Source organism: Mammaliicoccus sp. JADD-157 (genome assembly GCF_049310805.1).
Classification (GTDB): Bacteria; Bacillota; Bacilli; order Staphylococcales; family Staphylococcaceae; genus Mammaliicoccus; species Mammaliicoccus lentus.
In genome coordinates, this window is the sequence record NZ_JBMOVZ010000001.1 from 717,738 (window position 1) to 741,640 (window position 23,903).

Below are 23,903 nucleotides of genomic sequence, written 5' to 3' on the forward strand. Positions count from 1 at the left end.
TAATATAATAGGAGGTTCAATTATGAACAAGAAACAATTACTTGAAGCTTTAAAGAATTTAAGAACACAACGTGATGCCAAGAGAAAAGAAGCATTAAAGTACGTAGAATCTGATTTAAAAAAAGCTAAGGAGCTTCGTGATGAAGTTAAATCGTTTGATGAACAAATAGCTGAAAAAGAAGAAGACTTACAACTGTTAGAAGATTTAGAGGGTGAGAAATCGAAAGATGATCCTAATAACAATAAGCAATCTGAAGATGACGAAGACGATAATTCTTCTGAAGATGAAGGTAATGAAAGCGAAAAACGTTCACATAAACGTAATAATCCCAAATCACCAAAGAATAATGGCGTTATACAACGCAGCGTTTCAGATGCAGTAGCCAACTTCCGTAAATATCTTATTACTCAAAATACGCGATCTGTTAAAACTACAGATGAAGGTGTATTAGTGCCAGAAGAAATTTCTACTAAAATTGAAGACTTCACAGATGAACTAGAAGCATTGGATAAATTAGTGGATGTTAGAAACGTTAAGACACCTATTGGTAAATTCCCAGTAAGAACTGACGAAACAAAGAAAGCTGGTTTACCAACAGTTCAAGAACTTGAGGAATCTCCTGAACTAGGCTTAAGAAAGTTAGGAGAACAAAAGTATGAAATCAATACTCATCGTGGACTGTTAAAAGTATCTTGGGAAGCATTAGATGATGGTGTAGAAGTCGAAAACATTATTGTTGAAGAGTTAGCTGAGGAAATAACGGCTACAAAAAACGGAAAAATTCTTAATGCTTTAAAAGGTTTAACACCAAAAACAGTTACAACTATTGGGGAAATTAAAACGATTCTAAATGTTGAATTGAAAAAGCGTTATGCCAAAGAATTTGTCGTATCAACAGATGTATATGATAAATTAGACCAAATGAAAGATAAAAATGGTCGTTACTTACTTCAAGAGTCTATTACGTCAGCAACAGGATATAGAATGTTTGGTAAAGATGTGCGAGTAATTGATAAAGAAGTAATTGGAGAAAACACAATGTTTGTTGGCTCATTAAAAGATGCGGTTGTTTTATTCTTAAGAAAGCAACTATTGGTTAATTACGAAGTATGGAACCAATACGGAAAAGTATTTTCTCCAATTTTAAGATTAGATGCTAGATTAAAAAATAAACAAGCTGTCGTTAAAGTGGATTTCCAAGTAGATGGCGATTATCCGCATGGTAAAAATGATAGTACAGCACCAAGTATACCAGAGGCTTAATTTAAAAGCCTCTTTTTAATCAATTTAAGGAGTGATTTATATGGCTAAATTCAAGGCATTATTGAAGTATAAAGACTTAGAGGTAGGTAAAGTAGTAGAACCACAAGAAGAGCTTGAAATGACCGTTAAACGAGCAAATGAGATTAACAAAAAACTAAAAGAGCATGGTACAGTACTTGAGCGAATTGACGAAGTCAAAAAATGAGGTGGTTTAAATGAAAATTACTGAAGAAGATTTTGACTTATTAAGAAAACATTGCAAAGTTGATCATCATTCAGAAGATGATTTGATTAAAGAGTATTACAATTGGGCCTTTGTTGATATAGCTAGTGCAGTTACTAGCAAATACAGAAGCCATATTGAGTGGTTTAAGGGACATCCATTATTTCATAGAGCTGTATTTCCGTTAACAGCTTATTACTTTGAAAATAGAATTGCATATATAGAACGTGATTTAAGTTATGCACCTCAGATGGTATTAAGTACTGTTCATAAATTACGTTATGAATATGCAGTAGAGATGGAGACAATTGTTGAATGAAATTTAACAGTAAAGATTTAAACGAAAGAGTTACATTCAACGAGGATGTCAGCAAATCAATTAATGGATTACCTCAACCACCGAAAACTGAAGAATTGTATAGTTGTTATGCTTGTATTCAAGATTCTAAGGAGTCTGATACTCAAACAAGTATTAATACAAGCAGTAAGTTTATAAAAACTTTTATTATAAGAGACCCTAGAGGTGATTATAAACCTAGTAATAAGCATTATGTCATACATGATGAAGTTAGATATGACATTAAGTATTTTAAGCCAGATTATCGCGATAAATCATATTTAAGAGTATATTGCGAGGTGATATTGTAATGGGGGCTAAAATTGAAAAAAACACAATAGAATCTGGATTAAGAAGAGAATTACAATCTTTTCCGAGATTACAGAATAAAGTGTTAAGAGAAGGTGCTTCTTCTTTAATCCCATTATTAGTTAAAAATACACCTAAAAGTGAGAGAAGCAAACATGCAAAAGATCATGTTGCGATTTCTAATGTCAAAACTGATAGAGATTCTTATGAGAAATATGTAACAGTAGGATATGAAAAAGGATATAGTCACAGAATTCATGTCATAGAATTTGGAACCATGTATCAAAGACCACAATTGTTTGTCACTAAAAGTGAAAAAGAAGGTAGAAACATAGTTAATAAAACGATGGTAAACACTATGAGAAGAGGCATGAAAAAATGAAAAACATTACAGATGAAATATATAAATTATTGGTAAATGAAGATGAAATAACAATTCCAGACAACGTTTTTAAATATATCGTGCCTCAAAACTTTCATGAAACAACAAACCATCCTATTGTTAGAATAACACCATTGCCATATACACCAGAAGATTATGCAGATGATCAGCAATTATCAAGAGAATATGATTATCAAATAGATATTTGGTGGTTACATGATGAACCCTATAAACAAGCTGAAAAGCTTGTTTTTTTATTAGAAAAAATGAATTTTCAAGCTTACTATCGTGAGCCACTTTATGAAATAGAAACATTTTGTTTTAGAGAAATTATCCGTGCTAAGGGCACAATATTCACATTTAAAAATTAGGAGGCATTAAATATGTTAAAAAACTTAAAAGAATCTAAAAGATTATTAAAATTAAATTTACAGCATTTTGCAAGTACAGGTGTGTCAGGCATAGCAATCGGGGTCTCAAACTTCTATTCAGCACCTATTGAGCAAGATGACGAAAAAGGTATTAAATATGGGCAAGGGATGCGTACACGATTCCTACAAGAGATTGAAGTTGATAGACCTCAAGAGTCTGAAGACACATATGGCGATGACATTGTTGCGGCTACAGCAGTATCAAATGGTAAGTTAGAAGTTAAAACTACATTTGTTACAGTACCTTCTGACCAAAAGGCATTCTTATCGGGGGCAAAAAAAGGTTCTGGTGGTTATAAGTACAGTGCAGCAGATATTCCCCCAGACGTAGGTGTAGTATTCGAACGTCGTAATCATGATGGTTCTAGTGAATGGGTTGGGTTATTTAAAGGTAAATTCACACGACCAGGTATTAAAGGACAATCAAAGCAAGACAAAGTTGAATTTCAAAATGACGAAGTAGAAGGTAGTTTCATTGATCGTATTTTTGACGAAGCTTCACATGTAACGGGGTATGATGCAAAAGGTGAAACAAAAGGTCGTGACTATGTATTTATGGAAACATTTGGTAAAAATTATGAGGAATTTATGCAAACAGTAGGTTCTCCTGTAGTTGAAGAAGCAAAGAATGCTATTAAACCAAGTGAAAATAATACAGACGGCAGTAGTAATACAGATAATACAGGAGAAGATAACATTCCTGAAGCTTAAAGATAGAGGACAAATGTCCTCTATTTATTTTTATTTTGGCCAAATTAAAAAGAAAAATTGAGAAAGTAGGAATATAAATGAAACGTACATCAATCGAATTAATTACAGGATTTACAAAGACAGGGAAAATTCAGACGAAAAAATATTTAGCTAAACCAGTTATTACTTTATATGAAACTATTTATGGTTCAAAACTTTCTGCGAAAATGAAAAAAGTATTTAACGACACTGACATAGATGAATTAACTGAAGAAGAGTATGAAAAATTATCTGAAACTGAGAAGAAAGAATATGATCAAAAGATTGAAGAATTTTCTGAGAAAGCAGAAGAACAGTTTGAAGTGTTAGATGAGGTTTTCCAATTTATTTCAGAAGCATTTGATAATCAATTTACTCCTGAAGAATTACAAAAAGGACTTGAAAGCGGACAGAAAGGTTTTGAAACTTTAGGTACTGTTCTTAGAAATATTACAAGTGGCGGAGAACCAAGTGATACAAAAAAGTTCGTGGAAGAGAAGGAGAAATAACTCCTGAAGATTTAACGGAAGAAGGAGCATATAATAATTACATGAAAATTGCTAAAAAGTTAATTGATGAAGGTATGGATCCTGATAAAGTTGCAAACATGCCCATTCATTTCTTTTTAGAAATTGTTGAATCACGTGTTGAAACAAAAGAAAAAGCTAAAAGTTTTAAAGATATTTTTTGATAGTCACTCATTTTTGAGTGGCTTTTTTATTTATAAATTTTTAGAGAAAGGAGGAATTACATGGCAAGTCCTATAGGTAATATGGTCATACGCGTTGATTTAGACGGTTCAGGCTTTAATAAAGGAGTAACCGGTCTTCAAAGACAAATGAGAATGGTTAATAAAGAAATGTCAGCTAATTTGTCACAATTTGGCCGATATGATAATAGTTTAGAAAAATCTAAAACCAAAGTTGACGGTCTATCCAAAAGGCAAAGAGTTCAAAAAGAAGTCGTTAAAGAACTAAGACAAAATTACGATAAATTAAGTGCTGAAACTGGAGAAAATAGTGCTAAAACTCAAGCTGCAGCTGCTAAATATAATGAAGCTAGAGCTAAATTAAATCTATATGATCGTGAATTAGAAGAAGCTACAAAACATATGAAGTCTTTACAAGACCATCAAAGAGCCCTAAATACTACTCTTGGTAAATTAGGTAATAATTTTTCTAAGTTTGGTCCCCATTTAAAAACCATGGGGGACGGAATGAAAAGTATTGGTCGCTCTATGGGATTGTATGTTACAGCTCCTATTATAGCCGGTTTTGGTGCTGCAGCTAAAACGAGTATTGATTTCGACGATTCTATGAGAAAGGTTAAAGCAACGTCAGGAGCGACTGGTAATGAGTTTAATCAACTACGTAAAAAAGCCTTAGAAATGGGTGCTAAAACTAAATTTAGTGCGTCTGAAAGTGCGGATGCTTTAAATTATATGGCACTTGCTGGTTGGGATTCAAAACAGATGATGTCAGGTATAAGTGGTGTTATGGATTTAGCAGCAGCTTCTGGTGAAGACTTAGGTCAAGTAAGTGATATTGTAACAGACTCTTTAACAGCTTTTGGAATGGAAGCTAAAGATAGTGGGAGATTCGCTGATGTCCTAGCACAAACCAGTTCTAAAGCTAATACAGATGTAAAAGGATTAGGTGATGCCTTTAAATATGCAGCACCCGTTGCAGGTGCTTTAGGTTATAGCGTAGAAGATACTTCTATTGCAATAGGTTTGATGAGTAACGCAGGTATAAAAGGTGAAAAAGCTGGGACAGCATTACGTACGATGTTTACTAACCTATCAAAACCGACAAAAGCAATGAAAGACAAAATGGACGAACTCGGCATATCAATTACTGATAGCAATGGAGAAATGTTACCAATGCGAGATGTAATTGATCAGTTGAGAGGAAAAATGAGTGGTTTATCTAAAGATCAACAAGCTGCTGCTGCAGCAACTATATTTGGTAAGGAATCAATGAGTGGTGCATTAGCTGTTGTTAATGCTTCAGATGAAGATTATAAAAAGCTTACTAAGTCAATAGATGGATCAAAAGGTGCTTCTAAGAGAATGGCTAATGAAATGGAAGGTGGAGTTGGTGGTTCTCTTCGCAAAATGAAATCAGCAATTGAATCATTAGCTATTAGCATAGGTGATGTTTTAGCTCCTTTTATTAGAAAAGTAGCTGATGGTATTGCAAGCTTAGCGACGAAACTTACTAATATGCATGGTTGGGTACAAGGGACAATAGTAGCATTTGGAGTTTTAGTTGCAGCAATAGGACCTGTGCTTTTTATTTTTGGTGCATTTATAAGTGTCGTGGGAAGTGCAATGACCACATTAGGACCACTACTGATTGGTATTTCAAAAGCAGGCGGATTAATGGCGTTTTTATCCGGAAAAGTAGCTACAGCTGCTAGACTGTTTCCAACATTAGGAACAGCGATTAGCTTTGCAGGTGGTCCTTTATTATGGATTGTTGGAGGTTTAACAGCTTTAGGTATTGGATTTACTGTAGCATATAAAAAATCAGAAACATTTAGAAACATTGTTAATAAAGCAGTTTCAGGTGTAATGAATACTTTTAAAGCAGCTAAGATTGCACTTCAAGGATTTTTCCAATTATTTAAAGGAAATGGCCAAGATGGTGTTATAACACTATCAAAGATATTACCACCTAACGTTGTTGTAGGACTAACTAATTTTGCAACTACTGTTAAGAGAGTATTCTTCCAAGTTATTAATGCTATTAAAGCATTTGGATTACAAATCGGACAACAACTTTCTGCTTTTTGGAAAAAGAATGGTACAGAAATTACACAAGCCGTTAGAACTATTGGAAATGTAATTTCAACAGTTTTCAAATTTATATGGGGTAATATAATCCAACCAATTATGACGCTCATTTGGAATTTGATGAAATTATTATGGCCAGCCATAAAAGCATTAATTGTAAGTGTTTGGAATAATATTAAAGGCGTGATACAAGGTGCTTTAAACATTATTCTAGGAACTATCAAGATATTTAGTAGTCTTTTAACTGGAAATTGGAAAGGTGCTTGGAATGGATTAGTACAAGTTCTAAAAGGTGTAGTTCAATTAATTTGGAATTTAGTACAACTTTGGTTTGTTGGAAAAATTGTTAAAGTAGCCAAACTGGGCATTACCTTATTGAAAGGTGTTTTCACAAAAGGTTGGACTTTTATAAAGAACTTCATAGGAAAAACTGCTCAATCTATTTGGAATTCAGTTAAACAAAAGTTTTCAGGTCTTAATAAATCTATAAAATCAATCGTAACTTTCATAAAGAAATGGCTTTTTAATACTTGGGCAGCTATTAAGAAGTCGGTAGTTAATCAAGCACAAAGTCTATGGAGTGGAGTTAAATCTAAGTTTAGTAGTTTATGGAAATCAACAAAATCTATATTTACTACTTTGAAAAATTGGACACAAAAAACTTGGTTAAACTTGAAAAAATCAGTAGTTAATACTGCTCAAAATTTATATAAAAACGTTAAAACTAAATTCAATAATATATGGAAATCAACTAAGCAAATTTTTAGCAATTTAAGAAAATGGACTGTTAATACTTGGAATAAATTAAAAAATGCAATTGTAAAAAAAGCGCTCGATATGTGGAATGGTGTTAAATCAAAGTTTACTAGTTTAGCTAAATCTACCAGAACTATATTTACTAATTTGAAAAATTGGGTCACTAACAAATGGAAGAGTTTAAAAAATAGTGTAACTAATTTAGCTAATGGAGCTAGAGACAATGTAGTTAATGGTTTTAAATCCATGTATAACAAAGGTAAATCCTGGTTGAACAAATTGAAAAACTTTATTGGAAATTCAAAAGAAGCATTTAAGAAAAAAGCAGCAAGTCTTGGTAAAGCTGCAGCAAATGGAGCTATATCAGGGTTAAATAAAATGATAGGTGGAATCAATAAGATTTCGAAAGCTATCACTGATAAGAATTTAATCAAAAAAATACCTAAGTTATCTACTGGTACAAGTGGAGCTATTAAATCGCCAACTGCTGCAATAGTTAATGATAAAGGTCCTGGAAATGGATCTGGTCCAAAGGGACATCAAGAATTAATTGCAAGAAGTGATGGTTCTATACATGCTCCAATTGGTCGAAACGTATTAGTAGGTTTAAATAAAGGTGACTCAGTAATAAATGGCCGGCATACTCAACAACTTGTGAGAACAGGTGTTATTCCACAATTTCATGGTGGTAAGAATTCAGAAAAAGAGAAAGATAATATTCTAAGTCAGGCTAAAGATTGGGCTGGAGATAAAGCAGGAAAGTTTGGCGCAGATGTAATGGACACAGCTCATTCAACAGTTGATAAAGGTAAAAAAACCGTAAAAGCAGGTGTAAGTGCTGCAAAAAAAGGTGCCTCTTATCTAGGGGACAAAATCGGTGACGTTTGGGATTATGTTAAAAATCCTAAAAAACTAATAGATAAAATGTTAGGTAACATTAATTTTGGAGGCAGTAAAGCAAATGCTACTATGCGCATGGCGGGCGGAGCTTTCAATAAGCTTAAAAAGTCTTTAGTAGGAAAAGTTAAGTCGTGGTTTGAAGAAGCTGAAGGTGGAGACGGTGATGCATCTTGGTTATTTAAACATGATATTTGGCAGAAATTCGGAGCTTATACTGGAGGATTATCTTTTAATGGTGGTAAACACTATGGTATGGACTTTGGAATGACTCCAGGTACACCGGTTTATGCTGTTAAAGGTGGTAAAGCTAAAGTATTTAGTGATTACGGTGGTGGTAAATCTGTACAAATAAAAACTGGTGCAAACGAATGGAACTGGTATATGCATTTATCTAAGCAACTTGCTAAAACAGGTCAAATGATAAGTGCAGGTCAAAAGATAGCTTTATCAGGAAATTCGGGTGCGTATACTAAAGGTTCAGGTCATTTACATTTCCAATTGATGAGAGGTAGTCATCCTGGAAATGATACAGCTGTTAACCCTGAAAAATGGCTGAAGAATTTAAAGGGTGGAAGTAACAAAGCAGCAAGTAAATGGGCACCAGATATTAAAAGAGCGGCTAAACGTATGAAAGTCAACCTTTCTAATTCTGAATTGAAAGGAATTATTGCGCAGATTCAACGTGAATCAAATGGTAATGCAGGGGTTACTCAAGGGAACATTGGAGACATTAATAACTTAAGAGGAACACCAGCGCAAGGTCTACTCCAATACGTACCAAGTACTTTTAAAGCTTATAAAGTCAAAGGACATAGCAATATAAAATCTGGTTATGATCAACTACTTGCTTTCTTCAATAATAGTAATTGGCGTAAAGATTTACCTTATGGAAAATCTGGTTGGGGGCCAAGTGGTTCAAGAAGATTTGCAACTGGAGGTAAAGTCTGGAATGGGCTATATCATTTAGGAGAAGAAGGCTATCCTGAATGGATTATACCTTCAGACCCTAGTAGAAGTAATGATGCATGGAAGCTCTTAGCTTTAGCAGCAAATGACCTTGAAAAAACTTCTCCTAAAAATAAAAGGCCTAATAATCTACCTAATCCTTCAAACAGTTCAGGTGGCGTAAGTTCAACTATTGAACAAAAATTTGATGTACTAATTGGTTTAGTTTCTAAACTAGTATCAACAAATAAAGAAATATCGAATAAAGATTATGAACCAGTTATCGATAAGTATTCATTTGAAAATGAAGTATTTAAGTTGATTGATAAATATGAAAGAACTAAAAAAAGACAAGGCAGATATAATCCAGCAACTTAATAGGAGGTGCATAGATGCTTGATACAATTTTAGTTAACAAGAAAAAGATTGATTGGTTAGTTGTAGAAAGAGGGTTTAATATACCCTCTTTTAATTTTGCTACCGAAAGAGAAAAAGTAAATGGCCGTCCAGGGAGTGTTAGGAAATCAAGAAACATTGATGAATTAGAATTTGAATTACCTTTAATAGTCCGAAATGACTATTTATCACCTGGTGGAAAGAAAAAGCATGATGAAATATTAAACGAATTAGTAAAGTTTTTTAATTATGAAGAAGAAGTTGAATTAAGATTTAAATCACAATCTTGGTACTGGAAAGCAACGTTTGACGGACCAATAGAAATCCCAAAGAAACCTAAGGAATTCATTAAATTTTCTATAAACGTTATACTGACTGATCCTTTTAAATATTCAACGAATGAATATACAAACACAGCTATATCTGATGAAGTAGCTATTGTGAATAAAGGCACTGCAGATACACCCGTGGTTATTGAAGCCCGAGCTTTAAAGAATAGTACAAATTTCCTTGTAGCTAAAGGCAAAGACGGTGTTGCCGAAGATTATTTCATGATTGGTAAATCAGAAGATGCTAATAAAATAAATAAAGATGAAGAGCCTTTTTTATTTAATGATGAATTTCATACAGGTATAGGTAATTGGGCTTATGTTGCTGCTAATACGACATTTGGCAACCTGTTAGATGGTGGAGATGCCAATGGTGGTCGGTTTGGTGTTTCAGAGTTAAAAGAAAGTATTTATCCTACAGATTACGGAACAACAGTTGCGACTAATTGGCATGGAGCTGCTATATATAAATCGCTAGGAAAAAGTTTAGGAGATTTTAGAATAAAGTTCAAGGTTTTAGTTAGGCATCATGCTGGAACAGGTCCAGGAAAAGGATTTACTTATATAGTAGATGAAAATAATAGAACTTTATTTAGTATAGGTTACGTTAATACTTCTACAAGTAGAAATTTTGGTAAAATCATTGCTTATGCTTATAACGAACATGGAGAAGCAAAACGGATATATACACGAGAAACACCATTTAAATTATTAAAAATAGATAATATACATGTGTTTATGACATTGGAACGTAAAGGTTCAGAGATTTATATTGAAACTTGTAAATATGATTACGCAAAAGATAGAGGTAGGAAAAAACCTCTAGACAAACATTCAAAAACGTATAAAGATAGTGGGAACTTTTATCAACGAAAGGCTCGTATTAGTCAAATATATATTGGTAAATCGGCGAAATACGATAAACGAATGTATGTTAATGCGCTAGGATATTCCATTCAAGAGTTATTACCTAAACAATCAGATGTAACACCAATTGTGATAAGAAAAGGAGATTTGATTGTAATTGATACAGGTCAAAACCTAGTTACGCTCAATGATGAAAGTGTCCTCAAAATGAAAGACTTTGGCTCTAATTATTTTAATGTAGATAGTGGCTTATCAGAATTAGTAATAGAACCTCCAGGCATTTTTGATACAAAAGTAATCTGGCGAGATAGATACCATTAGAAAGGAGGTGCAACAGTGATACATGTATTGAACTTTAATAGTGAAATTATTGATTTCATCAGTAAAGATGATTTAGCAGTGATACGTGCTGAATACACAAGAAGTAAAGAAAGTAAAAGTGAAATGCTTAACATCACCTTACTATCTGAAAGAGCAGAACACTTTAAAGAACGAAACAGAGTTATTATTCAAGATAAAACTAACGCCTACCGTGAATTTATCATTACTAGAATAGAAGAAGAAGGTAACTATTTAGAAGTAGAGTGTGATGCTTCTTATGTAGAAGACATTGGTAAAGCTAAGCCAATACCTGCTGGCAAATTTACTAAGATGACAATTAATGAAGCTTTATCTGAAACATTAAAAGATTCAGGCTGGGAAGAAGGGTTATGCGAATATGGTGGCGTTAGGTCCATGTCATGGACATCTGCTAGAATGCCCTATGAAATGATTAGTCAATTAACAACCACATATAAATTGGAACCCGACTATGAAATAGAAATTGAAGGTAATGAAGTAGTAAGAAGAAAAGTAAACATGTTAGAACCGAAACCTTTATTTGAAGGAAAAGAAATTGTATACGGTAAAGATTTAATCTCTATGACTAGAACAGTTGATATGTCTGAAGTAAAAACTGCTTTATATGCAGAAGGACCAGAAAAAGAAGACGGTTCAAGAATAAGTGTGGCTATAGTCGATAAAGAAGCACAAGAACAATTTGGACTACCTGAACGTTATTTATGGGGTTTTTATGAACCTGAATCCGATGATCAAGATATGACACTTGAACGCCTTACAACTTTAACTAAAACAGAATTGAATAAACGGAAGGCTTCAGCGTTAAGTTATGAAATTGAAGCATTTGATTTAGAGAAAGAATATCCACATGAAATCATTAGATTTGGGGATATTGTCAGAATTAAAAATCCAGACTATACACCAAGCTTATATGCTGAAAGTGAAGTTATTGGTTTCACACATGAGTTAATATCTGATGAACTGACTTGGAACTTTGGCAATATTGTTGAATATAAAGAGGATGATTTACTTAAATATTTCAGAAGTCGCTTAGAAGAATTAGAAAAGAAAATGAATAATGATATTAGTAATGTTGAAACCATTATTACTGATCGTATAGATGATGAAATAGAAAGACTTCAAAGAAAATTACATCGAGGTCCTACGCCACCCAATAATCCTGAAGAAGGTGATTTTTGGTTTGATACATCGAATCCAAATGTTGCTGTATTAAGAGAATTTGTAAATGGAGAATGGAAACATGCTTCTGCGCATGATGTGGAACAAATTGGTGGGTTAAGTAAAGAAGTCATCATTTATCGACAGGTTTTAGAAGCATCACAGGTTTTAAGTGTTGAAATTGCTAACCAGTATGAAAGATGCAATGTCGCTTTAAATTCGGAGTATTTAGTTGATCTAGATGTGAAAAATAAATTACAAAGTGCGTTAAATGATATGTTAGCTCAATTACAAATTGTGATTGACTATAGCGATAGTATGACAGAAGAAACTGCAACTATAGGGAGATTAATGGATTGGCAAAGCGCTTTAGTAGATTTAAGAACTGAATATTATTTCATGCTAGTAACTTTAATTGACGCTGAGAAATCCATTCAAGAACGTTTGAAATATTTGCAATCTCAATATACAGAAGAGAAATTTAATGAGGCAATGCAAAATGTAGCTGATAAGTTTGGTTTTGAATATACCGAAGATGGTTTTCTTGTTGGAGAAGGGTCACTAATCAGTGGTGCAATTCAAGCATTGCGAGACGACACGGAAGAACAATTTAAACAAGTTGTTAAGAGTGTTGATTATGAAACGGATAAGAAAGGCATTATTGAACGCTTAAATGGTGCTGATAGTGCAAGAGAACAGTTAAACAATTTAATTAAAGATCGTGTAACTTTGACTGAGTATAAGAATATGAAAGTTGGAACTGAGAATTTACTCATGGCAAGTGCTCTAAAAACTAATTTTAGCAACTCACTCAATTATTCTAACGTTCGTTATTCTTTAACAAAACCTTTAGAAGTTGGTAAGACTTATACATTTACGGCGACGTTTACAATAAATGATGAGATGCAAGATGCAGAAACAACTATTAGACCTTACACGCCGAATGGTATAGAACAACGGGTAGATATTATACAAGGTAAGATATCAAAATCTTTTGTAGCAACTGTAGAAAGTACAGAAATGATTGTATATAAAGATATAGCTGGTTCTCCAACAACGAGAACAAATGTGAAAGTAATAAATGCTATGTTAGTTGAAGGTAACAAAGCAGGGGATTATTCACAAGCACCAAAAGAACAAGAAGAACGTCTTGAAACAATGGAAACTAGTATTGAACAAAATGGTAAAGATATCTCATTAAAAGCCAGTGAAGAAGAATTTAATAAAACAAAACAAACCTTATCAAAGACATTATCAGAAGTTCTGATTAACACGACAACAGGCGTCACACTTTCTTATGACGATAATGGTAATGTAAATGACTTAAATGTTGGACCAAGTGGCGTTAAAATCAATGCCAACATATTTGAAATTAATGACGGAGATGTCATTGTTAAAGATGGTGTCACGACGATTAAAGATGCTTATATTGATAAATTATTTTCAAAACAAGCTACAATCAATTATTTGAATAGTGTCGATATTACTGCAAAACGTATCCAAGCAGTTGATAATAAAGCAACTGTCAATATTGAAAATGGCACAATTACCATGGATAGAACTGATGGTCATAAACTAAATATAGGTATAAACGGAATAGAAATGATTAATCCAAGTGGCTCAACACGTTTTAGTATGGATAGATTATTGGTAACAAGCGCTGCATTAGGTACATCTAATTCCAATGTATATTTAGCGGCTCAACAGGGCTTTGAAGTAAGAGCGGTAGACATTACACAAATACCTAGTGATGGAGCATGGGATAGTTATAGATATGTACCACTTAGAGCCGATAGTTTTATTGGTAATAAGGTAATGACTAATGGTGGGACTAATCTTTACTTGGGTAGTGATGCCGAAGTACGAGTGACATCTCGTGGTGGGTATAATGGAAACGACACAATATATAGAGATGTCAGAGCGTCAGGTTTTAAAGGTAACTATTTAGACTCTAATTATGTTACGTCAGGTCAACATATTTATATAAGACCCGAAAGGGGTTCAGAGGTACGTTTTACTGTAAGAGAAACAACAGATAACTATGTTGATATAAGAGGTGCTACTGGTTGGCTTTCTTCGGTTTCACATAGAGATGCAAACGCACGATTTTATATAGGTAGCGATAATGGCGTTAGAATCACTGGTCGTTCTTTATATAATGGTGGTGATGTTATTTGGCGCGACCTAGCTGCCAATGGACTATATGCAAACTTCTTAGATATCAACCCAAATACTAATGCCTCAAACCTTTATCTAAGAGCGAATAACGAAGTCCGTATTACAAAGCGGAATACAACAGATAGCTATATACCTATTAGAGCAGCAAGTGCTACCTGGACTTCATCAGAACAATATAAATATGATATTGAAGAATGGAACGTTGATGTACTAGATCATTTAGTTAATCGTATTAAACTGTACAGCTATAAATTAAAAGCTGAACAAGATAATGAAATAGAACGTGTAAGACATGGTGTGATTTTAGAAAGAGAAACACCAGAGGAATGGAAGAATGGTGATGGTGTAGATTCGTATGAAATGACAACGTGGTCCATTAAAGCCATACAAGAATTAGCCAAGAAAGTTAAAACTTTAGAAGAAAAAATGGAGGTATAATTATGAACGAACAAAACATACAAGCGAATCAAGACTTAGTGGTTAATAATTTATTACAGGAAATTGCAAGGTTGTCTCATGAAAACGCAGTTTATAAAGCAATTATACAAGAACAAAATAGCCAAGGTAACCAAGAGCCTACTCAAAGTGAGTAAGGTTCTTTTTTATAAAAAATTAAGGAGTGTTTCAAATGGAAATGACAATTACACAGTATTTTTTAGTAGAACGTGATGAAACGGGAAGAGAAACTTGTTTAACTAAGAATTATGGAAATGGATTTAACAGAGGTGGTACACCACAATCAGCACATAAATTTAATAAAGAGTCAGATGCTAAATCAGCTTGTACAGTGCAAAATACGTTAGCAGTTCTATTTGGTAATAATACTTTTACCTATTATGTAGAAGAAAATATTACGCGCAATAAAAAGAAAGAAGATGGGCAAGATTATGTAGAAGAAATTGAAAATACGGAGCAAACAGAATAAATCACAAGGCGCTTACTTAGTAGGCGTCTTTTAAATTTAAATGTATTCGGTAGAAAGTAGGTGCCAGAGTGATAGACAAAATGAGTTCTGACGATTTAAAAGACACTACAAAACTAAAGCTCGTTTTATCTGAACAAGATGACAGAATAGAAGATTTAGAAAAAAGTGTGGATGATGAAAATAATGGTCTTAAAGCAACAGTGAAATTGATGGCCAACGATCATAATAGATTAAAAGAACGTGTTGAAAAAAGAGAAGAAAAAGACAAAAAAATGTTAGAAGCACAAAGTGATTTTAGAAAGTTTATAAAAAATACAGTAATTGGTGGTGTGTTAACAACATCAGTTGGGGCTGTAGTTGCTTTTGTGTTAAAAGCGCTCGGCATAATGTGAGGTGATAAAAATGAATATAAAAATAAGCAGTGTACGTCGAATCTCTCTTTTTTATCTTGTATACTTCACGGTTACTTTATTTCTTTCTCCAGACTTATTTAATAATGAAAAATCAGATTTGTATAAATCGCTACTTAGGTTAATTCCAAGTCAAGAAGCTTGGGTAACAGTTGGTTGTTTAATAATAGTAGCAGATATTATATCCATGTTCTTTAAACATTATTATTCAGCAATTTTGATGAACTTTATATATGGTTTGTTTTTCATGATGATTTGTTTCACTTATATAATGGTCTATCCAAACATAGGAGCAGGGATATTTTTAGCTGTGAGTTTAACTAATTTTCATGAAATATTTAAAGACAGTAATAAGTATGAAGACATAAAGGCAGAAAAACTTAAAGAAAAAATAAATGGAGAGGAAGAGATAAAATGAAGAATGTAGACGCAGGAACACTCACAAGAATTATTGTATTAATGTTAGCTTTAATTAACCAAGGGTTAGCTTTAAGTGGCTTTAACCCTATACCAGTAGACGAAGATGCACTTTACCAATTTATATCAATGGCGTTTATGGGTGTAGCGAGTATTTGGGCATGGTGGAAAAACAACCCTGTAACCAAAGAGGCTAAATGGGCTGAAGAGAAGAAAGATAAATATAAAGCTGAAAAGAGAATGGCTAAAGCATCAGGATATGCGCCTGTAACAGAAGAACCAGTTGACGGATTAAAAAATAAATAAAAATTTAGGCAACCTTTTATAGGTTGTCTTTTTTAATGAGGTGAATTAAATGGCAGTTACAAAAACAAAAGCACAAGCCCATGCTTATATGAATAAGTTAGTGGGTAAAGGTTGGGACTTTGATAATGCTTTCGGTTGGCAATGTTTTGATTTGGTTAACTTTTATTGGAATTATTTAACGGGTGGTCAGTTATACGGATTATATGCTAAAGATATACCATTCAAAAATAACTTTAATGAATTAGCAACAGTGTATAAGAATACACCTTCATTTTTACCACAAAAAGGTGATATTGTTGTTTGGAATGGTAACTGGGGAGAAGGTGCAGGGCATGTAGCTATTGTTCAATCTGCAAATATTAATACTTTTGTTTCACTAGATCAGAACTGGTGGGGTGGTGGAAGAAATAAAACAGAAGTGGCACAATATATTAGTCATACGTATGATTTCCCTATGTATTTCATTAGGCCCCATTACAAAGCTAAATCTACAGTTAAAGATAAAGTGACAAGTGTTGTAAAACCAAACACTAAACCAAAGACTAAGAAGAAATTTGTACTTGTTGCAGGTCATGGTTATAACGACCCTGGTGCTACAGGTAATGGTACGAATGAACGTGATTTTATCAGAAAAAATATCATTGATAATGTAGCGAAGTATCTAAGACAAGCTGGACACACAGTAACGTTATATGATAAAAAACAAGATATGTATCAAGATACGGCTTACGGCTATAATAGAGGCGATAAAAAGAAATATGGTCTATATTGGGTTAAGAATAAACTAAAACCAGACGCAGTAATTGAGTTTCACTTAGATAGTGCAAGTCCTAGTGCTAGTGGTGGCCATGTTATTAAAAATGCTTATGTAGCTGATAGTATTGATAAAGGATTACAGAAAGCGTTAGAGGAAACAGTAGGTACAATTAGAGGTATTACAACAAGAAATGATTTACTCAATGCTAACGTAGCATACAGTGAAAATATCAACTATCGCTTAATAGAAATGGGCTTCATTACAAGTGAAAAAGACATGGATTATATTAAAAATAATCTTCAAGTCTTCACTAAGGGATTGGCAGAAGGTATTCATGGTAAACCAATAGGAGGTTCAGCAGCAGGTAATAAGAAAAAAATTACTTGGAAATGGCCTGGACGATTCTATCCTAACGCATCTAAAACTGGTATTAAAGTTAGAAAAAATCCCGGATTAAAAGGTAAAGTGGTAGATAAGGGGTCATGGTTATATACAAAAGATGATTGGGTAGATTTTATTTCTGTAACTAAGAAAGATGGATATTGGTGGATTCGCTTTAAATATCCAACTAATCCAAGTGCTGGTTACTTCTATTGTGCTGTTTGTAAGATTACAGATAAAGAAGAAAAGATTAAGAAAGAGAAATATTGGGGCAAGATTAAATGGAAATAGACTAACGGAATGTGTTATATTCTATATGTCTTGTATTATAACAACTACACAAAACTCTACTTAGCGGAAACTAGGTAGGGTTGTTTTTTATGTAATTTATGATTGCTAAGTAATTATTTATATGGTAAATTTATTTTACAAATGCTTTAGCATTTGTGTATTGCTCAAGATATACAGTGCCTTGCGTTCCGGAAAGCGTAAGGCATTTTCATTTACAACAAACCATATGGTTGATATATTTAATTATAGACAGCGTACTTATAAATACAAACTCATTTATTACCCTAGCTTACGGAAATAAGCTAGGGCGTAATTTTAATGAAGCTAAGTTATGCATCAGATAGTTATTTTAAACTGGGATAGATTATTGATAGACATTTACTATTAAAATTTAATGAGGTTATTAAATGTATAATAATATATTATTAGCTTATAATTCAAATTTTCCAAAAGATGTTTTTATTCAAGAAATAGAAAAATTGGGCGTACCCGATAAAACAGAGATTATGTTATTGCATGTAATTTCACAAAAAAATTTGGAACATACTATATTAAAAAAAGGTATTCATTTAGAAGAAATAGTTGATATCAAAAAAGCAGAATTAGATTCTTTTATTTATCCTCTAGAGCAAAAAGGCTTCAAATGTACAGCGAAAATTAACCGTGGTGATATTAATAAAGAAATATTAAATGAGAGTAATGACGGGGTATACGAAGTGATTGTGTTGGGGAATAAAAAAGCAAATAATGATTTAAAAAATATCCTGGGCAGTGTTACTCATAAAATAAGTAAAAGATCAAAGTTACCAGTATTAATTATTAAGGATCAGTAAATATAAAGATATAAATAAAGCGCCAACCTAAATATCAGTAGGAAGGCGTTTTATTATAAATAATTAAAAATTTAATAGCTTACTTTCTGATAGCTTTTAATATAAATGATAGAATTAAAATTAAGATAATTGAACCTATTAAAGCTGGAATAATTGCAATTCCTCCAACTACAGGCCCCATATCTCCTAACAATGAGCCGCCAATAGCAGAACCAATAATACCAGCAATAATGTTACCAATAATACCGCCTGGAACATCTTTACCTAAAATAACGCCTGCTAGCCAGCCGATTAAACCACCGACAATTAACATTAAAATAAAGCCCATAATAATTACCTCCTAAGTAAGAACTATTTATATATAACCAAAAACTAATTAATTCAAACATTTAAAATAACTCTACTTATCAGGAATGAAGTATAGTTGTTTTGTATCTCACATGGGATATAATATTATTTTAGGGGGGGATATGAATGAGATATAAAGGGAAGAGCAGTTTTATATTTAAAAGTATTGAAAATAGCTTATCTCATTCTAATAGTAGTGAAAGCTCATAAAGAGTTATATGACACGATAAACGATTTAATTATGGATAAAGAAATTAGCAGTTATAAAATTAATAAAAACACAGGAATATCTTACAGTGCTATTGATGCCTTAAGGAGAGGGGAAAGACAAGTTAAAAATTTAACTTTAAAAACAGCTTTTAAATTATATGAATACGCTAACTCTGAAGAAGAATGATACTTCAGTGAAGAGTATTCTTAGTAAATAAGTGATTTTAAAATTGATGTATGTTACTTTGAAAGTGGGCACCAAACCCAAATCTCCTATGTTTAGCCTCCGTCAACTGATGGGGGCTGCTCTAATCTTGAAATTAGTAGTTTAAATGTTATACTTAATAAAGTATCATGAATTTATTAGACTCCTATTTTTCCCGTTTGTAGGACTAAACTTTTACCCTTATCAATTTGGATAAGGGTATTTTTTAAAATGAAATTAATGGATTTTCAAAGTATTAATTGAAAAAAAGAAATTAAAGTGTTAAATTGAAAATAGATTCTCATAGTAATCACACATTTCCCGTTTAACTAGCAATTTTTATTTGCCCTATCTAATTAGATAGGGCTTTTTTATACCTTATTTTAAAATAGATAATGAAATCTATTGCTGTATATGATAATATTTTAACGATATTTAATTAAAGGAGTAATATAATGAAGAAAATTTATTTAGGTTTGTTTGTATTAGTTTTCATGCTATCAGCATGTAGTATTTCTATAGGAGATACTAAAGATGAAAAAGAAAAACCAGAAAAAAATACGACTGAAGCTCAAAAAGAAGATAACAAATCAGAAAATGAAGAAAAAACAAAAGACAAAAAAGCTGACACTGTATCATCAAGTAAGGAAACAAAAGAAAAAGCTAGTAGTGAGTATAAAGATAATAGTGTATATGGCCAATTAACATTAGCTGGTCATGAAGTAGAAGGCGCATACTTTGATAAAAATACTAGAACTAAATATATTTTAGATCAAAATAAAAATATTATAAAAATCATTGATAAGAGTAGTGATGATAGTTCACTCGAAAAATATATGCAAGACGATGCTCAAAAAGAAGAAGAGTTTTCAAATGGTGTTTATAAATATTACTCTAAATCTATAGATAAAAGCTATAAGGTGATAAATAAAAATAACGTTATAATAGTAACAAAATATTAAAAATATTTTGTTCTATAATTAGAAATAAAATAACCGGTATTCCTTTATACCCCCGTCCTCGGATGGGAGTATTTTTGTTTATAAGTTAAAGTAATGGGTAAATTATTAGTAGCTATTAGTTTGGAATAGCGATGAATCTATTTTAATTTTCATATCTATACCTTTGGCACCTCACTATAAAAGTGAGGTGTTATTTTAAATTTAATTATAATATCTTATTTATATAAAAAGGAGACATTACTAATATTATAGTAATGTCTCCTAAACTTATGAGTAGATTGTGAGAGTTAATTAAATGGAGTAGATCTTATTATTATTTATTATTGTTATTGTTATTTTTATTGGATCTGGCTTCTCCGCCTTTTTCACCAATATCTTCATAGAATTCTTTGTCGTGATTCTTAGATGTTTGTTCTCCGCCTTTTTGACCAATTTCTTCATAGAATTCTTTGTCGTGATTCTTAGATGTTTGTTCTCCACCTTTTTGACCAGCTTCTTCTCTTGACATTTTGTTACGTTCTGACATTACTACATTCCTCCTTGAATAGATTTTTGGTAATGCAGCTCTAAACAAAAACCAATTGTTTAAGCCTACTTATTGTGTACCTTTTTAAAACCTTTTTAAACATTTAAAAAACAAAATTATTATCAAATAAAAGTAAAAGGTTAACATGACAAGGCTGCAAGCTATAAAAAATGTTTTTTAATCTTTAAATGTGTTTATAAACTAAAAGGCAGAATATTAGGTTTTACTTATATTTTATAATATGAATACCTCTATCGAAAGACCAATCTGCATAAAACACGTCTTCTATACTTTTAATTCCTCTCTTATTTAACTGTTGATATAGCCAAACTTCATTTTGATTTATTTTTCGCAAGTTTATTGTATTGATAGTTTTATTTTTGATTAAATCATAATTATTGTAATCATATTCTTTAAGAGGGTATTTATAATCATAAGTTTCAATAGTAAAACCGCCATCACTTTCGATATACATATTTTTTATTTCACTTAAATCAAAAATACCATGATTTCTTGCTATTGAATGAATTTGATCTAATTCTAAACGATTGTATTTTAATACTTTAGTATAGACATCTCCTTCTTTTATTAAAACATCCGTATTACCTTTTAAAATAAACCTAGCTATTTTAGATTTATACAGTAAATATTCAAATAAAAATATTATTAACCCCCAAGCAATCATTGTTAAGATTACATGGCCGTATTTCACTTTATTATCATAAAGACTTTCTTCTAAAATACCTCCAAAAACTAGTAAATATATGACATCTCCGGCATTTAACTGAGCCAAGTTACGCTTCCCCATTAATCGCATTATTAATAAAAGAATAATAAAACCTAAAATTAATTTACCTATAATAGGTAGAATACTCATTTATACACCTCTTAACTTAGTTTATTATTAGCGGATATAATATTTTTAACTTATAATAATATTATCAGAATAATCGAAAAAGGGGGAGCGATATGACAAATATCCTTACAGCGATAGGTTCTATAGGTACATTTTCAATGGCTTTTATATATTTATTTTCATATTTACATCAAAGACGACAAATGAGAGTGGAATTATATCCTGTATTATATTTTGAACAATTGATAATAGAATTAAAAGAAAATGGAGAGTTGAAATTTTATAATAGTAATAATTATAACCCAGTTTTAGATAAATATATTATTTTAGCAAATGATGGCGGTGGCGGCGCTTCAAAAATACACTTAACAATTTCTAACCAAGAAAATACTTTACAAAAAATAAATATTTCTAAACTATCAGGTAACAGTAAATATATTGTACCTTTAAATAAGAATATGGTTAAAATTATTGAAGCTTGTATAATTCAAAATAAAGATATACGGTTAAATGTTAATTTTCAATATAATACTTTGATTAAAGATAAAAAAACAAAAGAGACATTCGAAATAATGATTACAGAATTTCCAAACGCTGAAGATTTATTACTATATGAAGTTAAGGTAAAATTTGATGAATGAAAAACAGGCTACTAATAGTTTGTTCATATCTAATTATAAATATTAAGAAATGTATTATGAATATAGAATAGTAAATTTTCGAATAACTAAATTCCTCTTTTTTTAAAATTAGAGTACCAAATTATAAATTAAATAATTTGGTCACTAGGTAGTCACATAAATGCTTTATAAACCGTGGTTGTAGTATTTTAAAAATCCCTCCATCTCCGTTATATAGTCTGTAACCATTATGGTTGCAGGCTTTTTTGTTGTGTGAAAATAAGTTTTATATCTATTTTGTAAATGATTTTATTATTGAGATAGATATTTTAGCCTCTGTAAGTTTCAATGTAATAGATAATACTAAAATCAAGATTTTAAGATATTTAATAAATAAATAATATCTAAATTAAACCATCCATTAAATTTTATATTAATTTGTATGAATACTGAATGAAAACCCAAAAAATAAATATTAAAAAAAATGTAAAATTAATATAACATAAAAAGTGAGAAGTTCCTCACAATAAATGTAAAATCATTAACTTTCATCTTGAATAATCATATATTGAAATTGGGAATTAATGAATTTTATAAGTTATATATTTTAGATAATATACAAGAAAAAGGAGAACAAGATGAAGTATTTTGAATACTGGAGAAGAACATTCGATTATAAAGGTCAATCGCAATTAACAGATTTATTTATTTGTATAGGGATTAATATTTTAATATTAGCTTTTATATTTATTTTCGCGCTATTAGGTCCATTAACTTGGGAAAATGCACTTGTTAATTTATATTATATTTGTCTAGTATTAATGTTATTCCCAACTGTTTCATTGATAGTTAGAGTTATAAAAAGCAATAAAAAAACTAATAATCAATTAAAATAGTGTTAGTAAGAATATTGATTCATAAGTAGAGGAAACCTTTTAAAGATTTCCTCTTTTTTATTAAGAAATATATTTCCAAAATAGAAAAGTGTATAATGTATAATAAATTTACATTGGGGGGTATATATATATGACTGTTAAATTAGTATTCATGAATCAAGCTGATTTTGCTGACTTTAAAGAACATTCTTTAATGAATTTTGCGAATGAACAGGTTAAAAGCGGTGCTTATGAAAAAGAAAATGCTATCGCTAGATCAAGGAAGTATTTTGACGAATTGTTGCCTGATGACTTGAATACGAAAGAACATAAAATATTTACTGTTTATAAAGATGAATACAAAGTGGGTACGTTATGGATTAGGGTATTTGAAAAGAATCATGCATTAAGAGCATTTGTTTATGATATTGAATTATTTGAAGAATTTAGAGGACAAGGTATAGGTACTCAAACAATGGAAGCACTTAATGAATATTGTAAAGAAATGGGTGTGGATACTATTAACCTACATGTGTTTGGACATAATAAAAGAGCTTTATCAGTGTATGAAAAAGTAGGTTTCAAAACAACAAATTATTATATGGAAAAGAAATTGTAAT

General features: G+C 31.5%; 26 protein-coding genes and 1 pseudogene. 24 read left to right on the forward strand and 3 right to left on the reverse strand.

The genetic code is table 11. The features are described from left to right. Window positions 1–22 precede the first annotated feature (22 nt). The 19 genes from ACO6VN_RS03680 (at window position 23) to ACO6VN_RS03770 (ending at window position 18,681) form a co-directional block, all read left to right on the forward strand. A complete protein-coding gene (locus tag ACO6VN_RS03680; protein ID WP_422404235.1) occupies window positions 23–1,264 on the forward strand; it encodes a phage major capsid protein in 1,242 nt (413 codons plus the stop codon). 40 nt (window positions 1,265–1,304) lie between these two features. After that, window positions 1,305–1,469: a hypothetical protein gene (locus ACO6VN_RS03685; protein WP_162841908.1), complete on the forward strand. Its 165-nt coding sequence runs from the start codon at window positions 1,305–1,307 to the stop codon at window positions 1,467–1,469. Window positions 1,470–1,479: 10 nt separating this feature from the next. After that, window positions 1,480–1,806: a head-tail connector protein gene (locus ACO6VN_RS03690; protein WP_422404236.1), complete on the forward strand. Its 327-nt coding sequence runs from the start codon at window positions 1,480–1,482 to the stop codon at window positions 1,804–1,806. Next, complete coding sequence (locus ACO6VN_RS03695) at window positions 1,803–2,135, forward strand: phage head completion protein (protein WP_315293449.1); 333 nt, start codon at window positions 1,803–1,805, stop codon at window positions 2,133–2,135. Before ACO6VN_RS03690 ends, ACO6VN_RS03695 begins: the two co-directional genes overlap by 4 nt. After that, window positions 2,135–2,515: an HK97-gp10 family putative phage morphogenesis protein gene (locus ACO6VN_RS03700; protein ID WP_315293448.1), complete on the forward strand. Its 381-nt coding sequence runs from the start codon at window positions 2,135–2,137 to the stop codon at window positions 2,513–2,515. Before ACO6VN_RS03695 ends, ACO6VN_RS03700 begins: the two co-directional genes overlap by 1 nt. Beyond that, complete coding sequence (locus ACO6VN_RS03705; protein ID WP_422404237.1) at window positions 2,512–2,886, forward strand: hypothetical protein; 375 nt, start codon at window positions 2,512–2,514, stop codon at window positions 2,884–2,886. Before ACO6VN_RS03700 ends, ACO6VN_RS03705 begins: the two co-directional genes overlap by 4 nt. A gap of 12 nt (window positions 2,887–2,898) precedes the next feature. Next, the gene (locus tag ACO6VN_RS03710; RefSeq protein WP_390893949.1) at window positions 2,899–3,657 is read left to right on the forward strand and encodes a major tail protein; all 759 of its coding nucleotides are present in this window, start codon (window positions 2,899–2,901) and stop codon (window positions 3,655–3,657) included. A gap of 77 nt (window positions 3,658–3,734) precedes the next feature. Continuing rightward, entirely contained in the window at window positions 3,735–4,184 is a 450-nt protein-coding gene (locus ACO6VN_RS03715; RefSeq protein WP_315293446.1) for a hypothetical protein, read from the forward strand. A 41-nt stretch (window positions 4,185–4,225) separates the two neighbouring features. After that, window positions 4,226–4,366, forward strand: a complete 141-nt coding sequence (gene gpGT / locus ACO6VN_RS03720) for a phage tail assembly chaperone GT (RefSeq protein WP_315293445.1) — start codon at window positions 4,226–4,228, stop codon at window positions 4,364–4,366. Between the two features lie 60 nt (window positions 4,367–4,426). Beyond that, window positions 4,427–9,451 (forward strand): phage tail tape measure protein, encoded by a 5,025-nt coding sequence (locus ACO6VN_RS03725; protein ID WP_422404238.1) that lies wholly within the window; start codon window positions 4,427–4,429, stop codon window positions 9,449–9,451. 14 nt (window positions 9,452–9,465) lie between these two features. Next, window positions 9,466–10,986, forward strand: a complete 1,521-nt coding sequence (locus ACO6VN_RS03730; RefSeq protein ID WP_422404239.1) for a phage tail domain-containing protein — start codon at window positions 9,466–9,468, stop codon at window positions 10,984–10,986. Window positions 10,987–11,001: 15 nt separating this feature from the next. Next, complete coding sequence (locus tag ACO6VN_RS03735; protein ID WP_422404240.1) at window positions 11,002–14,799, forward strand: phage tail spike protein; 3,798 nt, start codon at window positions 11,002–11,004, stop codon at window positions 14,797–14,799. Window positions 14,800–14,801: 2 nt separating this feature from the next. Then, window positions 14,802–14,954 (forward strand): hypothetical protein, encoded by a 153-nt coding sequence (locus ACO6VN_RS03740; RefSeq protein ID WP_218705540.1) that lies wholly within the window; start codon window positions 14,802–14,804, stop codon window positions 14,952–14,954. A 35-nt stretch (window positions 14,955–14,989) separates the two neighbouring features. After that, entirely contained in the window at window positions 14,990–15,286 is a 297-nt protein-coding gene (locus tag ACO6VN_RS03745; protein ID WP_315293441.1) for a hypothetical protein, read from the forward strand. Window positions 15,287–15,354: 68 nt separating this feature from the next. Next, complete coding sequence (locus tag ACO6VN_RS03750; RefSeq protein ID WP_218705526.1) at window positions 15,355–15,678, forward strand: hypothetical protein; 324 nt, start codon at window positions 15,355–15,357, stop codon at window positions 15,676–15,678. A 10-nt stretch (window positions 15,679–15,688) separates the two neighbouring features. Beyond that, entirely contained in the window at window positions 15,689–16,114 is a 426-nt protein-coding gene (locus ACO6VN_RS03755) for a hypothetical protein (RefSeq protein ID WP_422404241.1), read from the forward strand. Continuing rightward, entirely contained in the window at window positions 16,111–16,419 is a 309-nt protein-coding gene (locus ACO6VN_RS03760) for a phage holin (RefSeq protein ID WP_315293438.1), read from the forward strand. Before ACO6VN_RS03755 ends, ACO6VN_RS03760 begins: the two co-directional genes overlap by 4 nt. A 49-nt stretch (window positions 16,420–16,468) precedes the next feature. Continuing rightward, the gene (locus ACO6VN_RS03765; protein ID WP_422404242.1) at window positions 16,469–17,848 is read left to right on the forward strand and encodes an N-acetylmuramoyl-L-alanine amidase; all 1,380 of its coding nucleotides are present in this window, start codon (window positions 16,469–16,471) and stop codon (window positions 17,846–17,848) included. Between the two features lie 407 nt (window positions 17,849–18,255). Then, window positions 18,256–18,681: a universal stress protein gene (locus ACO6VN_RS03770; protein ID WP_315293436.1), complete on the forward strand. Its 426-nt coding sequence runs from the start codon at window positions 18,256–18,258 to the stop codon at window positions 18,679–18,681. Window positions 18,682–18,760: 79 nt separating this feature from the next. Here the strand turns inward: ACO6VN_RS03770 and ACO6VN_RS03775 are convergent, their stop codons facing one another. Next, entirely contained in the window at window positions 18,761–19,009 is a 249-nt protein-coding gene (locus ACO6VN_RS03775; protein WP_422404243.1) for a GlsB/YeaQ/YmgE family stress response membrane protein, read from the reverse strand. Window positions 19,010–19,270: 261 nt separating this feature from the next. Here ACO6VN_RS03775 and ACO6VN_RS03780 point away from each other — a divergent pair, with 261 nt between their 5' ends. Further along, window positions 19,271–19,426, forward strand: coding sequence for a hypothetical protein (locus ACO6VN_RS03780; protein WP_422404244.1), 156 nt, complete (start codon window positions 19,271–19,273; stop codon window positions 19,424–19,426). Between the two features lie 473 nt (window positions 19,427–19,899). After that, entirely contained in the window at window positions 19,900–20,406 is a 507-nt protein-coding gene (locus ACO6VN_RS03785) for a hypothetical protein (protein WP_422404245.1), read from the forward strand. 331 nt (window positions 20,407–20,737) lie between these two features. Here ACO6VN_RS03785 and ACO6VN_RS03790 read toward each other — a convergent pair. Both ACO6VN_RS03790 and ACO6VN_RS03795 read right to left on the reverse strand, forming a co-directional pair. Next, window positions 20,738–20,932 (reverse strand): annotated as a pseudogene (locus ACO6VN_RS03790) (KGG domain-containing protein); the annotation flags it as partial. Window positions 20,933–21,155: 223 nt separating this feature from the next. After that, complete coding sequence (locus ACO6VN_RS03795; RefSeq protein WP_422404246.1) at window positions 21,156–21,809, reverse strand: DUF421 domain-containing protein; 654 nt, start codon at window positions 21,807–21,809, stop codon at window positions 21,156–21,158. Window positions 21,810–21,901: 92 nt separating this feature from the next. On the opposite strand from ACO6VN_RS03795, the gene ACO6VN_RS03800 reads away from it, so the two are divergent. The 3 genes from ACO6VN_RS03800 (at window position 21,902) to ACO6VN_RS03810 (ending at window position 23,902) form a co-directional block, all read left to right on the forward strand. Beyond that, window positions 21,902–22,429 carry a hypothetical protein gene (locus ACO6VN_RS03800; protein WP_422404247.1) on the forward strand — a complete coding sequence of 176 codons (528 nt, stop codon included), beginning with the start codon at window positions 21,902–21,904 and terminating at the stop codon, window positions 22,427–22,429. A gap of 617 nt (window positions 22,430–23,046) precedes the next feature. After that, entirely contained in the window at window positions 23,047–23,304 is a 258-nt protein-coding gene (locus tag ACO6VN_RS03805) for a hypothetical protein (RefSeq protein ID WP_194200922.1), read from the forward strand. A 130-nt stretch (window positions 23,305–23,434) separates the two neighbouring features. Continuing rightward, window positions 23,435–23,902, forward strand: a complete 468-nt coding sequence (locus ACO6VN_RS03810; protein WP_422404248.1) for a GNAT family N-acetyltransferase — start codon at window positions 23,435–23,437, stop codon at window positions 23,900–23,902. Window position 23,903: the final 1 nt, after the last annotated feature.